This window comes from Nonomuraea antri (assembly GCF_013283785.1).
Lineage (GTDB): Bacteria > Actinomycetota > Actinomycetes > Streptosporangiales > Streptosporangiaceae > Nonomuraea > Nonomuraea antri.
In genome coordinates, this window is the sequence record NZ_JABCPZ010000144.1 from 1 (window position 1) to 12512 (window position 12512).

The 12512-nt window shown below is 69.0% G+C and carries 15 protein-coding genes; 5 read left to right on the plus strand and 10 right to left on the minus strand.

Annotation, left to right across the window (positions count from 1 at the left end; genetic code table 11):
- Positions 1 to 228 precede the first annotated feature (228 nt).
- On the minus strand, positions 229 to 993 hold the full coding sequence (locus HII36_RS35385; protein WP_173527675.1) for a hypothetical protein: 765 nt from the start codon (positions 991 to 993) through the stop codon (positions 229 to 231).
- Entirely contained in the window at positions 993 to 1889 is an 897-nt protein-coding gene (locus HII36_RS35390; protein ID WP_173527676.1) for a DUF692 domain-containing protein, read from the minus strand. The genes HII36_RS35385 and HII36_RS35390 overlap by 1 nt, the downstream gene beginning before the upstream one ends.
- A gap of 298 nt (positions 1890 to 2187) precedes the next feature.
- On the opposite strand from HII36_RS35390, the gene HII36_RS35395 reads away from it, so the two are divergent.
- Positions 2188 to 2856 carry a class I SAM-dependent methyltransferase gene (locus HII36_RS35395; RefSeq protein WP_173527677.1) on the plus strand — a complete coding sequence of 223 codons (669 nt, stop codon included), beginning with the start codon at positions 2188 to 2190 and terminating at the stop codon, positions 2854 to 2856.
- 340 nt (positions 2857 to 3196) lie between these two features.
- Complete coding sequence (locus HII36_RS35400; RefSeq protein ID WP_328808027.1) at positions 3197 to 4174, plus strand: tyrosine-type recombinase/integrase; 978 nt, start codon at positions 3197 to 3199, stop codon at positions 4172 to 4174.
- A gap of 67 nt (positions 4175 to 4241) precedes the next feature.
- Here HII36_RS35400 and HII36_RS35405 read toward each other — a convergent pair whose 3' ends face one another.
- From HII36_RS35405 to HII36_RS57095, 4 genes are all read right to left on the minus strand, one after another.
- Positions 4242 to 4511 carry a hypothetical protein gene (locus HII36_RS35405; RefSeq protein WP_173527678.1) on the minus strand — a complete coding sequence of 90 codons (270 nt, stop codon included), beginning with the start codon at positions 4509 to 4511 and terminating at the stop codon, positions 4242 to 4244.
- A 165-nt stretch (positions 4512 to 4676) separates the two neighbouring features.
- Positions 4677 to 6305, minus strand: coding sequence for a hypothetical protein (locus HII36_RS35410; protein ID WP_173527679.1), 1629 nt, complete (start codon positions 6303 to 6305; stop codon positions 4677 to 4679).
- 1 nt (position 6306) lies between these two features.
- Positions 6307 to 6630 carry a helix-turn-helix domain-containing protein gene (locus HII36_RS35415; RefSeq protein ID WP_173527680.1) on the minus strand — a complete coding sequence of 108 codons (324 nt, stop codon included), beginning with the start codon at positions 6628 to 6630 and terminating at the stop codon, positions 6307 to 6309.
- The gene (locus HII36_RS57095; RefSeq protein ID WP_217370372.1) at positions 6627 to 7673 is read right to left on the minus strand and encodes a tyrosine-type recombinase/integrase; all 1047 of its coding nucleotides are present in this window, start codon (positions 7671 to 7673) and stop codon (positions 6627 to 6629) included. Before HII36_RS57095 ends, HII36_RS35415 begins: the two co-directional genes overlap by 4 nt.
- Positions 7674 to 7886: 213 nt before the next feature.
- Here HII36_RS57095 and HII36_RS35425 point away from each other — a divergent pair, with 213 nt between their 5' ends.
- The gene (locus HII36_RS35425) at positions 7887 to 8411 is read left to right on the plus strand and encodes a Tn3 family transposase (RefSeq protein WP_268959694.1); all 525 of its coding nucleotides are present in this window, start codon (positions 7887 to 7889) and stop codon (positions 8409 to 8411) included.
- 92 nt (positions 8412 to 8503) lie between these two features.
- Here the strand turns inward: HII36_RS35425 and HII36_RS35430 are convergent, their stop codons facing one another.
- The 4 genes from HII36_RS35430 to mihF form a co-directional block, all read right to left on the minus strand.
- Positions 8504 to 9094: an RICIN domain-containing protein gene (locus HII36_RS35430; protein WP_173527683.1), complete on the minus strand. Its 591-nt coding sequence runs from the start codon at positions 9092 to 9094 to the stop codon at positions 8504 to 8506.
- A gap of 365 nt (positions 9095 to 9459) precedes the next feature.
- Positions 9460 to 10401, minus strand: coding sequence for a tyrosine-type recombinase/integrase (locus HII36_RS35435; RefSeq protein WP_173527684.1), 942 nt, complete (start codon positions 10399 to 10401; stop codon positions 9460 to 9462).
- A 229-nt stretch (positions 10402 to 10630) separates the two neighbouring features.
- Positions 10631 to 10819 carry a hypothetical protein gene (locus HII36_RS35440; protein WP_173527685.1) on the minus strand — a complete coding sequence of 63 codons (189 nt, stop codon included), beginning with the start codon at positions 10817 to 10819 and terminating at the stop codon, positions 10631 to 10633.
- A gap of 206 nt (positions 10820 to 11025) precedes the next feature.
- Entirely contained in the window at positions 11026 to 11415 is a 390-nt protein-coding gene (mihF, locus tag HII36_RS35445) for an integration host factor, actinobacterial type (protein ID WP_236004196.1), read from the minus strand.
- A gap of 106 nt (positions 11416 to 11521) precedes the next feature.
- Here mihF and HII36_RS35450 point away from each other — a divergent pair, with 106 nt between their 5' ends.
- On the plus strand, positions 11522 to 11875 hold the full coding sequence (locus HII36_RS35450) for a hypothetical protein (protein WP_173527686.1): 354 nt from the start codon (positions 11522 to 11524) through the stop codon (positions 11873 to 11875).
- Positions 11872 to 12375 (plus strand): hypothetical protein, encoded by a 504-nt coding sequence (locus tag HII36_RS35455; protein ID WP_173527687.1) that lies wholly within the window; start codon positions 11872 to 11874, stop codon positions 12373 to 12375. The genes HII36_RS35450 and HII36_RS35455 overlap by 4 nt, the downstream gene beginning before the upstream one ends.
- Positions 12376 to 12512 lie beyond the last annotated feature (137 nt).

The window sequence follows — 12512 nt, forward strand, 5'->3', positions numbered from 1 at the left end:
CCCCTGACGGGCGACGATGAGCGGGGCCAACGACGCGCCCCGCTCATCGCGACCTAGTGCCGCTCAATCCTCAGTAGCACTGGCAGCCTGGCGCCGAGGTGGCCGGCTCACTGACCTCCTCGACGGGCTCCAGCGTGAACTCCTCGTCCATGGTGAACTCGTTCATGAGCTTCCCCTTCTTCCAGGTGCCTGCCGGTGGCAGGGCTTTCCCGCGGCCGTCGCGGAAACTCAGCGCAGGAGGCGGGGGCGGATCAGGCCGCGGGCGGCCAGAGCGGTGAGCATCGAGCGGGCGCCCTCCTGATCGCCGCCGCCGGCGGCGATGACCTGCTCGGCCGTACGCGTCCCGTCGCAGCCGAGCATCAGGCCGGCCGTGGCCCGGTTCACCGTGAACGCCCGCACCCGCGCCGGATCGCACAACCGCTGCAGCACGAGATCGGTATGCCGCGCCGGCAGCTCGTGCAGCGGTGGTCCGGCGGTGACGTCGTGGTCGAAGGCGGCCAGCCGGGCGGCCGGCGACACCTCCAGCACGGCACCCCACGGTGCGGCGAGCGGTGTGGCCGCCGCGGCCCGCGCGGCGGCGTGATCGCACCGTAGCGTGTGGCGGGCCATCTCGTAGCGGGCGTAGCAGGCCAAGCCGGCCAGGCCGCGATCGGCCAGCCAGCCGGCCATCCGCCGGGACTCGGCCAGTCCGAACGGCGCATCGGCCGGCGGCGGCCGGCGCACGATCTGCGCCGCGAACTCCTGCCACAGGGCCGGATGCCGGTCGGTGAGGTGCTTCAGGGTCACCGGCGCGCAGGCCCCGATCGCCGCACGCAGCTTCCTGACCACGTGTCTCCTGGTCACCTGGAGCCCGGCCGGCCGGGCCGCGACCAGCATGGCCAGCTCGCCCTCGGCCAGCATGTGACGGCGGCGCAGCAGGTCGGGATCGGTGTGCAGCAGCGCCAGCTCGCGCTCGTCGGACAAGATGGCGGCCAGCGCGTCCTGCACGCCCATCACCGGCTCCCCACCGCAGCGGCCCGCGGGGCGGCCTGCGGGGCGGCTTCGGGCCCGCAGGCGGCCGGATCGGCGGGGGCGGCGAGCGCGGCGCGGGCGCGATCGACCTCGGCCAGCAGCTCGGCGAAGTCGCCGGGCATGTTCTGATCACGTTCGATCAGCGTGGCCCGGACCGTGCAGGTGCGGGCCAGCAGCTCGCCCAGCAGATCCCAGACCGGTTCGGGGACCGGCGCACCGTGACTGTCGATGGCCATCTCCGCACCCTGGACGCCGCCGGCCAGATGCACCTGCACCACGCGTTCGACAGGGATGGTGTCGAGGAAGCCGAGCGGGTCGAAGCCGTGGTTGGCCGCGTTGATGTGGAGATTGGCCACATCCAGCAGCAGCCCGCAGTCACAGTGCTCCATCACCTCGGCGATGAACTGCGCCTCGGTCAGCGGGGTGGCCAGGTCCACGTAGTAGGTGATGTTCTCCAGCAGGAACGGCCGCCCCACCGCCTCCTGCACCCGCTGGGCCTTGACCGCCACCGCGCGCGCCACCTCGCGGGTACGCGCCAGTGGCGCCAGCAGCCCGAGTGCGATCTTGTCGGTCTTGGTGAAGCACAGGTGGTCGGAGAACCACGGCGCGTCGATCTCCGCCACCAGCACGGCCAGCGCTTCGACGTAGGCCGGGTCCACCTCACGCTCAGAGCCGATGGACAGCTCCACCCCGTGCGGCACGATCGGGAAGCGTCCCGCCAGCTCGCGCAGCCGCCGGCGCTCGTCGGGCGGCGCGAACAGGTAGTGCTCGGTGATGATCTCCAGCCAGTCGATGCGGTCGCCGTGCGTCTCGATCGCCTCGGCCAACTCCGCACGATGGCCCAGGCCGGAGCCCAGGACAGGCAAACCGCTCAGCATGCGTCCTCCTCAGGCGAAAGGGAGCCGTGCAGGCATGCCCCTCATATTTCCCCACCTCAGCCGTTACCTGCCGAGACACACGCCACCCCCGCGACCCGGTTAAAAGTCGGGCAATACCCTCCCCCCTCACCGACCGCAGCCAGGCGCGGAGCCCACCAGCGCAGGACCGGCGAGGCGCCCCCGCGAACGCGTCGAGACCCCGCCCGCACGGTAAGGAGCAGGTCAGCTGTGGTATCGCCGTGACCCCGGCTGGGTACGACGACGCAGGTCCAGCCGCCCACGCCTGAAGGTATCCGCCATGACAGCCACGACCGCGCTCACCGGCCTCGCCGCCTACTGGGACCGCTACGCCATCCGCAAGCCGTCACCCCCGCCCGGCAAGGCGCTGAAGGACGGCTTGCTCTGGACGCCGTACGAGGATCATGGTCCCGGGGAGGAACTTCTCGGCAACCCCGCTTCGGTCTTGGAGCTCGGCTGCAGCCATGGCAACGCCGCCGCGGCGCTGGCCGTCAAGGGCATCGACGTCACGGGTGTGGACCTGTCACCGGTGATGATCGCCAGCGCCCGCGCTAGGTGGGGGCATCTGCCGCACACCGTTTTCATCGAGGCGGACGCGCTCGGCTACCTCGCCCGAGCGCGACGCCGATGGGAGGCGATCTACAGCATCTGGGGGGCGCTGTGGTTCCTGGACCCCGAGCAATGGATGCCGCTCGTCCGCACGTGCCTGGCGCCGGATGGCAGGCTGGTGTTCTCCTGCGCGGCGCCGGTGCCCGGCTGCTATGGCGTCCAAGGCATGTACGGGGCCGGCTTCACCGGCCCTCAGACCTACGTCCGCCGATGGGCATACGAGCCGGAGATATGGGCCAAAATGCTGACGGAGCACGGGTTCTGCAACGTCGACGCGTGGGTGGAGCCCGCGCCGGAGCCCGATCACCTGGGCACGCTGATCATTCGAGCTCAGGTGTAACGAACTCCACTCGACCGGCACCCTTTGAAGAAGATCCCTTGAAGGAGATTTTCAGCCCGGACCGAACATCCCCGACAATGGGGCCCAGCATGGCCAGCCGCTGCCCGGTTGCATCAGCCGGATTCACGCCAGCGGCGTGAATCCGGCTCGACCGCCGATGCCCGATCGCGGTCACGGCTCCAATGGGGAAGGCCTGCAAGCAAGCCGCGGGCTGTGACACAGAACTCGCATTATCTGTCACACAGGCGGCCATCGGACCGTGTCCGCCCAGCTCGACGTTCCCCGCCGCGACGACGACTCGGCTACATTATGTGTCACATCGCCTGTCCGGAGGTCGCCCGTGTCCATCGTGGCCTTCCCCGGTCCATCCACCCCGCCGGCCGATCCCGCCGCCGGCGCGGCCACCGGTTCGCCGATCGCGGTCGCCGTCGAGCGCTTCCTGGAGTCGGTGCAGGCGGCCACCACCCGCACCGGCTACGCCGAGACCCTCACCCAGCTGACCACCGTGGCCGGGCCCACCCATACGGTCGCCGCGCTGACGCCCGAGCAGTACGCCGCGGTGATGGACCGCTGGACGACCGCGGCCGCCGCCACCTGGAACCGGCACCTGTCCGCGCTGGTCTCCTTCACCACCTGGGCCCAGCGCCAGGACCTGCTGGCCACCAACCCCGCCCGGCGCCTGGAACGCCGCAAGCCCGCCCGGCGCGGTGACCGCGCCATCCCGGCCGCCCGGCTGGACAAGCTGTTCACCGACCCCAAGCACGCCCTGCGCGAACGAGTGCTGTGGAGGCTCCTGTACGACACGGCCGCCCGCGCCGAGGAAATCCTCAGCCTCAACATCGAGGACCTCGACCTGGAGTTCCGCCGCGCCCGGGTCGTCTCCAAGGGCGGCGGCATCGAGTACGTGCACTGGGCCACCGCCACCGCCCGACTGCTGCCCCGCCTGCTGGCCGGCCGCACGGCCGGGCCGGTGTTCCTGGCCGACCGGCGCGCCCCCACCTCCGGACCTCGCGCGCCCGCGCGCGGTGACATCTGCCCGATCACCAAACGGGGGCGACTGTCCTACCCGCGCGCCGAATACCTGTTCAAGACCGCCTCCGCCGACCTGGACCCGCACCGCCAGGGATGGACCTTGCACCAACTCCGGCACAGTGCGCTGCAGCATCTCGCGCAGGCCGGCCGGACCGCGCCCGAGCTTCAGGCCAAGAGCCGCCACCAACACCTCGCCAGCCTCGGCCGCTACGTCCGCCTGGGCGAGGAGACCTCCGCACGCATCACCGCCGAAGCCGACCCCGCCCAGCGCCGCCGACCACGCTGAGCCCGCGCGCTGAAGCGAACGCGATCAGGAGGACTCCCACACCAGCAGCACCTGATCATCGTCAGCGTCAGGCTCGACGCGATACCCCGGCCTTGCGCAGGTCATCGGAGTACCGGGCGAGCTCCTGCGCGGATTCCTCAGCCGCGCCGGCGCTCGCGACGTGGAACGGCTTTCCGTCGCCGCCACCCTCCACGACGAACCCGGCGTGGCCCTCGCTGAACTCCCGACGCCCCGCCTTGCGCAGCACCGTCCGGACGACCTCAGCGTCCCGGTCCCGCGCCGTCCACAACGGGCGACCGCTCGCGCCGAACCCGAACTCCGGCTTGTCGTCACTCATGGTCAACACCGTAAGCGAATCGAGACCTTTGCCATAGGGGTCCGTATCAACGCAGGTCAGAGGCTACTTCGTTGGAAATTTCTTCATTGCTACCGGGACCCCGAGAAATCCCAGAGTTCAGGCGAACTGAAGGGTCTTCGGGATGAACCTATTGGCCTTCAGCTTTCATAGGGTGTTTGGACCCTTGGGTTCGTCTCGACTGGTGGGGTCTTGTTCCTCGACCATGGTCGAGAGAAGGGCTCGGGCGTTCTCGGCGTAGCGGATGGCGGTCTTGGGATCCAGGCCGAAGACAGCGGCGAGGTGGAGCGGATCGGGACCGTGCGTGAGGGCCTCTTCGAGCTGCCGGTCGACGCGCAGGCGTTCGAGAGTCGCGGCCTGGCCACGCAGCCGGGTCTTGGCGAAGTGGATGGTGCTGACCGGGCCTGTTCCGTGGGCGCTCATCTGGTTGATGAGCAGGTGCGGGTTGGCGGTGCTGGGCCAGCGGGTGCGGCGGTGGTCCAGCCATTCGAGCAGGATCTGGTGGCTGAAGTCGTCGATCGGCCGGCTGCGTCCGGCGATGGTGAGGCGTCGGTTGCCCAGGTCGACGTCCTCCAGGAGGAGGGTGCGGATCGCGCCGGGGCGGGCGGCGTGGACGGCGGCGAGCATGAGGACAAGCCGGGCCGCGGGAGTGGTGGCCGCTCGGACGGCCTGGTCGATGTCGTCCAGGGCGAGTGGCTGCGCGAGCCGGTAGGGCTGCTGGCCGACCTTGATGCCGCGGGTGGGGTTGCGGAAGATCTTCCCGGTCTTCTTGCAGAAGGCGAACAGCGAGCGCAACGAGATCAGCAGTTGGATCCGGCGTGAGCCGGTCAGGTCGTCGAGGACGGCCAGGACGTCCTCGCGGGTGACCTCACGCAAGTGGTCATAGCGCTGTGACCAGGTCATAAGGGTGGGCTGGACGTTGTTCAGGTGAGTCCGGACGGTGTCCGGCTCGCGTGCCATGGCGCGGGGGCCTCCCTGATGCAGGACTCGCACCCAGTGCTCGGTCTCGGCGCCGATGCCGTCGGCCAGGCCGTCGAGTTTGCGTTCCAGCCAGGTCTCGAAGGAGGGGCGCCGGTCATCGTTGAGGACGCCCATCTCCGCCAAGACCTCGGCTACTCGCTCGACGCTGATGTCCAGGGCCCGGACGGCGGGAAACAGCTCGGAGTAGCGGATCACGTCGCCGGCGGTGTGCCGGGACAGTACGACGGTCAAGGCCCGCCGGACGTCGTCATGGGTGTGGCGTCGCCAGCCGTGAGCCTCGCCGAGCTGGTGGGCGACGTAAATGGCCCACTTCAGCCAGGGGTTATCAGGGTCGGCATCGGTGGCGGCGTCGAAGCGGGTGAAGTCACGCCGTGCATCGAGCAGCCGGAGCTGGATCCAGCGGATCGGCGGGTGCCGCGCGGGTTCAGGGGGTGGCTTGCGGGGCGCGCCTCGCCGGTCGTGGACGCGGGGTGGGGTCGTCGAGGCACCTCGGCTGTTGAACATGCCGGCGAAGAACAGCTGGTGGAAGGCGCCGACCTGGTCCAGGAAGTGGGAGGCGATGGCCCTTCCAGGTAAGCCGCCGTTTGCGCGGGCCTCGGTCCGGGCCTGGTTCCAGCACAAGCGGCAGTGGCGGTTGCGCAGCAGGGCCGACCGGCCGCACCCGGCGCAGGGCTGCTCGTCACCGCGGTGCTTGTTGCGCCATAGGGTGCAGGCAGCACAGCGGCGCCCGTTCAAGATGCCCCAGGCCATGCAGTCGATGCAGTTGGCCGGGCTGCGTGCAGCGGAGTACGGCATCTCACTCAGGCGGCAGCGAGCGGCCATCACGCTGGCGGGGCTTCACCATCGGCGCGTTCGAAGCCGCAGCCGCCGCAGGGGCTGCCTGCTCATTGACCTTGCACACCTGATCCGGCTCGGGGATCAGGAGCTCCTCGACGCCGCAGTTCAGCACCGCGCAGATGACGTTGAGGTCATCCAGCTTGATGCTTGCCGGCTCGCCCGACCACAGACCGGACATCTTCCCGGCGCTGATCGTCAGGCCGTGCTCGGCGAGCATCCGCTGCAGCTCGCTGGCCTTCCAGATGCCGCGGTTGGCCGCCGTCAGCCGCAGATTCCACTTCATCGCCGCAGTCCTTCCAGCCGGGTGGCCGCGCGCTGCTGGCCCGCTGCCCAGGCGTCCTCGATGTGAGTGCCGGTGACGTGCACGTATTTCATCGTGGTGGCGATCCAGGCATGGCCGAGCAACTGCTGGATGGCGATCAGGTCCATGCCCTGCTGATAGAGCTGGGAAGCGCAAAAGTGCCGCAGCACGTGCGGGGTCAGCACGTCCGCCCATTCCGGCAGATGGGCGGCAGCGGCCCTGGCCAGCGCGGCCCGGAGCGTCTCATCGCCGACGCGGGCGACCGAGCCGTCGGTGTTCTTGCGCTCCGACAACAGCAGCGCCACTCCGGGCCGGGTGTGATCGTCGCCGAACTGGCCCCACACGTCCTCGACGAACCAGCGCAGCGTCGCCGCGGCGTTGTTGATCAGCGGCACCATCCGCTCGCGCGGTCCTGACCCTCGAGCGCCCTTGCCATGGCGGACGTGCAGTTTGCCGAACCGGCCCAGGTCCCACTTGATGTCGGCCAAGTCCAGCTTGCAGGCCTCGTTCACGCGCAGCCCGACCTCGGACATCAACCGGCAGGCGGTGTAGTTGCGGGCGGTCGGGGCGAACTTCCGACAGGTCGCCAGTTCCTGCCGCCACCCGGCGAACAACCGGCCCACCTGCTCCACGGTGGGCGGGATGCGCAGCTTGCCCAGCGGGCCGCCGCGCGGCCGGTTCATCTCATCGATCGGGCACTCGACGACGCGCCCGGTCATCTGGTGGATCTCGACCTTGTGACGCAGCTCCAGGAACAGGAAGAACGTCTTGATCGCCTGGGCCCGGGCCAGCCGGGTGCCCTTCGCGGTGGAGCGCAGCACCTTGCCGAAGTACGCATCGGCGTCGGCGGGCTCCATCTCCCACAGCGGTCGGCCGAACCAGGCCCGCGCCTGCTCGAGATGCACTACGTCGGAGGAGATGGTCCCGTCCGACAGCCCCGCCGCCGCCCGGGCCAGCACGAACCCGGCCAGCATGTCGGTTTCCAGCGCCTCCAGGTCCTCTGCGGTGGCCGGGGCACGGGCCACTCGAAGATCCTTCACCACCGCCAGCGCCAACTCCGGCCACCTCGCCTTCACTTTCACAGCAAGACGAACGACCAGGACGATAGATCTTCGGGATCCCCGAAATCTCATCAACACCCGAAGAAGCCGGAGCGCCAGCAGAGAAGCCCAGGTCCGGGGGCTAGAGAGGCTCGCAGAGCCTCAAGCAACTCAAGGGTTATTAGTTAGGACGATCTGCTGCGTGTGGCCGGCTCCCTGCAGACCGGCGCGGTCCGGCCGGCCGAGCTGTTTCGCTATCTGACCGGCGGCGGTACCCCCACCCCGATCGGCCGCGCCTTGATGGAGCTGGGCAAGCTCGACCGCTCCACCTACCTGGCCTGCTACTTCAACGACGAGCTGCTGCGCCGCCGGGTCAACACCCAGCTGAATCGGCAGGAAGCGCGCCACACCCTGGCCCGCAAGATCTTCCACGGGCAGAAGGGTGAGTTGCGGCAGAAGTACAAGGAGGGCCAGGAAGACCAGCTAGGGGCGCTGGGCTTGATGACCAACGTCTGTATCTTGTGGAATACGGTCTACACGGCTCGGGCGCTGGAGCAGATCCGCGCCGAGGGTAAGAAGATCGCCACTACCGACATCGCCCGTTTGTCCCCGCTCGGTTTTGAGTGGTTCAACTTCCTGGGCCGCTACAACTTCTCCCTGCCGGAGCACGTTCGCGAGGGCAACTTCCGGCCGTTGCGTATTCCTGGCTCTGGCCGGCAGTGACCCAACAGCGGTCGATTCTGACGGGGCCGAACGGCTCCCGGCCACCCGGTGCGGTGCCACCACCGCCCCTCAGATGCGCGGATGCACCAAGGTCAGCTCTGAGGGACCAGATACCAGGCGAAGTCTCGGCTGGGGCTATTGGCGCGCTCTTTGAGCTTGAGATCGGTGTGGTCGATTTTGGGGTTGAGCGGGGCCAGGGCGCGCCTGGGGTAGACGACCGACACGATGTTTACGGCGCCGGGCAGTGCTGCGGAGGCAGCGGGGAGCAACCATAGCTGGGCGGAGGCAGATCGGTCGCAGGTGTGTATCGCGGTGTCGTTGCCCGACGTCGGGGCGGTCAGCGGACTCTTGGCCTGCAGGCACTTGCCGGACGCATGCAGGTTCTCGAACTGATAGGCGGGCTGATTATTGCGGTACGTCACTCGGCGGATATTCCACGTCTGCCCTACATACGTGGCGATCATGTCGACGTCGGCGCCCTCACCGGTGCCGCCCCCCCAGGGCTGGAAGCTGCCGCCGGTGTTGAGGTGCCGGGGCTTGTAGACGCCGTCGGCGGGGGCGAGGGCGGAGGCGGCGCGGGTGGTGGGCGCTGCAGCGTGGGACGGCAGGGCCGTCATGGTGGCGATCATCGCCGAAGTGAGCAGGGTGGCTGCGGCGCTGGTCTTGGGAAGTTTGTGGTGCATGCGGGCTCCGTCAAGCAGGGGGCCGCTCGGGGCGGCATTCAACTACTTAATGTAATTTAGTAGGCACTTAGCGTGACACTAGCGATGGCGTGACACTTCTGAACCGGTCCGCAGCGATCCCACCGTGCCCGCACCTACTCTCCTGGAGATTCCCGAGATGCCCGCCCAGATCATGATCTGGATCTTCGGGGGAGATCGTCCGTAGCCACCACCGCTAGCAGAACCCTGAGCTCTCCCGCCCTGCCATGCCCCCGGCTCTCCAGACAGAGATCGAACGAGCAGCGTTGTTGGGGCAGTTCGGTCGTGTTCGGTGGTGATGGCTTGAACCCACCCTCTGTAGCTCCGGCGGCCCACCACTCGGTTGATCAGTGGGTACGGCGGCGGGGCGCCAGGACCTCGGTGACCTTGGCGATGGCCTCGGCGCCGGGTTTGACGTAGCGCATGGCGGTGCGGGGGTTCTTGTGCCGGGTCTTGCCCATGATGAGCTGCAGCGGGATCTCGGCGTCGCCGAGGCGGGTGGCCGCGCTGTGGCGCAGCTGATGCAGATCGAGCCCGGCGTACTTCTCCAGCAGGACACGGGCGCGGTCGTAGCCGAGGCGGGCGCGGCCGGTGTGCGGGCAGATGTCGCCGGGACCGGGCCGACGGGCCGGGACCGGACGCCGCTCGGACAGGAACAGCGGGCCGTGCGTACGGGCGCTGCCGTCCGGGAGCCGGAGCAGGCGGGGCAGCAGGTGGGCGGTGCCGCGGTCCCAATACACCCACTCGGTCGCGCCGCCCTTGGAGCGGACGGGCGCGCGCCGGTGCTCCAGGTCGAGGTCCTCGACGTTCAGCGCCAGGATCTCCGCGGCCCTGGCCGCCGTTTCGTAGAGCATTCTCCAGAGCGCCCGCTCGCGAAGGGGGATGTCGCGGCGCGACAGCAGCCGGTGGATGGTGGTCTTGGCCACCGCGCGGGTCTCGTCGGCGTTCTCCTTGCGGCGTTCGGCCTCAGCCGGGACCGATGGCGCGGCCCAGTGCTTCTTGGTCTGACACCAGGTCAGCCAGGAGGTGACGGCGGCGCGGTTGCGGTTCCAGGTCGCCGGCGCGCTCGCCCCCCACAGCTCGGCAAGCGCATGGCCGACCTCCGCGTCAGTGACCTCGGCCAGCGGCCGGTCGCGGCCGAGTCGCTCGATGGTGCGGTCGATGGCCGAGGCGTAGGCGCGGTGGGTGTTGGGGTTGGCGGTGCGCGGGGTGGCGAGGAAGGCGTCGGCGGCCGCGGTGAGCGTGACGTGTTCACCACGTAGGGCGGTGATCTTCATGGCGGTGCTCATGCCTCCCGCCAGGCGACGCCTTCGGCGATGTACCGGATAACGTGCCGGAGTCGCGCACTATCCCGGCGGAGGGCTGTCCTGGTCGCCGCGCCACCATGATCGCTCATGTACGGGATAATAGGCCCTTATCACGTACACGAGCGATGCGCTGAGAGGGCTGTTCTTCATCGCCCGGCTCTGCAGGTAGGAGGGGTGTCAGCCGGGGCGCGGCTGACACCCCCTCCCTGTGTTACGACCGCATACTGTCAACCAGCTCGTTGGCGGCAACCCACGGGGGCTTTTCGTCGTCGGTCGCCCCGCCACCACCGGTTCGCGACATCCACTGATCGAATATCCGTTTTTGCTCAGGTATGGGCTGACTACCCAGCCACTCCTGGTTTTCAGGCGAGAGCATCTCGCCGAACTGAATCATGTCCATACCTGCTCTCTGCCTGTTCACGTGATCCGCCAACCGAGGGGCCAGGTAAGTGCTTGTCCCTGATTGCTTGAGCGATCGCAAGAGGAGCTGACGCCCCGGGGCCCCCGCAGGGTTCCGCACCAGTCGGCGCGCGAGCCTCCGGCCTGCAGAGCCCACCTCACCCGAACGCGGACCTCCGATGGCGCACACGATCAACTCTGGCGCTGTCAGCCGATCAAAGCCCGCAGAAGTCGCTCGCGCTGCTGCTCGTTCAACGCGCCCACACGCTGTTTCTCCGCCACCCCGCAGATGGCCATCAACGCGGTGACCCGGGCCGGCCCATACCCCGGAACGGCCCGCAGGACCTGAACCACCCGTGTCCTGTCGACCAGATCCTGCCCGCTGCGCTCGAACACCTCCGCCACACTTACCGCGCCGGAGGACACCTCCGCCAACAGCGCACGACGCGCCGTACGCGCCTCGGCCGCCTTCGCCAACGCCTTCGCACGCTGCTCCACCGTCATCACCGGCAGGACCATCAGGCACCTCTCCCATAGAGATCGGCTGGTCAGCGACTCCCGCCAGAGATCACGACAGGACCCGCCGTCGATCATCATCCCGCACAGCGTCAACAGATGTGACACCAAACCCGGTTCGCCGTTCCACTCCTACTGGCAGGCCGAGTTCGACCGGATCCGGCGCGAGCTCGGCGACCTGCCCGGGGTGGTGGCCAGCCCGGCCCGGCTGCGCACGATGCTGCGCCACCTCACGAAGGTCCTGCATCCGGGCGTGCTCAACGACTGCTTCTTCCAGCCTGGTGTCGCCGTCTGCGCCAAGCGGGCGAAGCCGCTCGGCGGCCGGCCGCTGCCGATGATCAACATGTGTTCGGTCTGCCCGAACGCGCGGCGAACCGCCGTTCACCTGCCCCGTCTCCGCCTCGCCCGGGACCATGCCCAGGAGACACTCGACGGCTCGGCGGAGCTGCCGCCGCTGCAGCAGCTCGCGCTCACCAACCACGTCAACGACTTCGACCAGCTCATCGCCGAGCTCCACGAGGACGGAGCGCCCTGCGCATGACCGCCACCGGCACCGACCCCGCGACCGACACCGACCGGATCGTTCAGGCCGCGTTCGCCCGCCTGACCCGCGACCGCTCGCTCACCGACCTCGACCGGCAGATCATGAACGGCTTCGAACGGCTGATGCTCGGCCGGCCGGAGATCAGCGACGGGACGGTCAACGTCACCAACATCTGCGTCGAGGCCGGGGTGTCCCGCGCCTCCTACTACCGCTCGCCGGTCGCAGCCGTCGTCAAGGAGCTCCTGGCGGCTCCGGCGGTCGCCCGGCCTGAGGCTGAGGAGCTGCGCGCGGAGATCGCCCGGTTGAAGAAGGCCGAGCGGAAGCTGCGCTCGGACAACGCGGCCGACATTCGCGAGCTGACCGACACGGTGAACACCTACGCCAACCACATCCAAATCCTCACCCTGCGCGTCGCCGAACTGGAGGAAGAGAACAGGCTCCTGCGCGAGAAGCTGGAAGGCGCCGCCGGCAACGTCACGTCGTTGAGCGGACGCTGAGCCAGGGGCCGGGCGGTTCGCTGCCGCAGGCGCGCTTGCAGCGCCTCACAGCAGCGGTTGACGAGATCCTTCTGCCGCCGTTCCGGGGCGCCGCGCATTACTTTGCGTGAGAGTTGCGACCCTTGTGACCACGATGT

Excerpts from the sequence above, each read along its gene's own strand:
- HII36_RS35410 (WP_173527679.1), bottom strand. The coding sequence starts at position 6,305 with ATGCCGTACTCCGCTGCACGCAGCCCGGCCAACTGCATCGACTGCATG.
- mihF (WP_236004196.1), bottom strand. The coding sequence starts at position 11,415 with ATGATGATCGACGGCGGGTCCTGTCGTGATCTCTGGCGGGAGTCGCTG.
- HII36_RS35405 (WP_173527678.1), bottom strand. The coding sequence starts at position 4,511 with ATGAGTGACGACAAGCCGGAGTTCGGGTTCGGCGCGAGCGGTCGCCCG.
- HII36_RS35415 (WP_173527680.1), bottom strand. The coding sequence starts at position 6,630 with ATGAAGTGGAATCTGCGGCTGACGGCGGCCAACCGCGGCATCTGGAAG.
- HII36_RS35385 (WP_173527675.1), bottom strand. The coding sequence starts at position 993 with ATGGGCGTGCAGGACGCGCTGGCCGCCATCTTGTCCGACGAGCGCGAG.
- HII36_RS35455 (WP_173527687.1), top strand. The coding sequence starts at position 11,872 with ATGACCGCCACCGGCACCGACCCCGCGACCGACACCGACCGGATCGTT.
- HII36_RS35430 (WP_173527683.1), bottom strand. The coding sequence starts at position 9,094 with ATGCACCACAAACTTCCCAAGACCAGCGCCGCAGCCACCCTGCTCACT.
- HII36_RS35440 (WP_173527685.1), bottom strand. The coding sequence starts at position 10,819 with ATGGACATGATTCAGTTCGGCGAGATGCTCTCGCCTGAAAACCAGGAG.
- HII36_RS35395 (WP_173527677.1), top strand. The coding sequence starts at position 2,188 with ATGACAGCCACGACCGCGCTCACCGGCCTCGCCGCCTACTGGGACCGC.
- HII36_RS35435 (WP_173527684.1), bottom strand. The coding sequence starts at position 10,401 with ATGAGCACCGCCATGAAGATCACCGCCCTACGTGGTGAACACGTCACG.
- HII36_RS35390 (WP_173527676.1), bottom strand. The coding sequence starts at position 1,889 with ATGCTGAGCGGTTTGCCTGTCCTGGGCTCCGGCCTGGGCCATCGTGCG.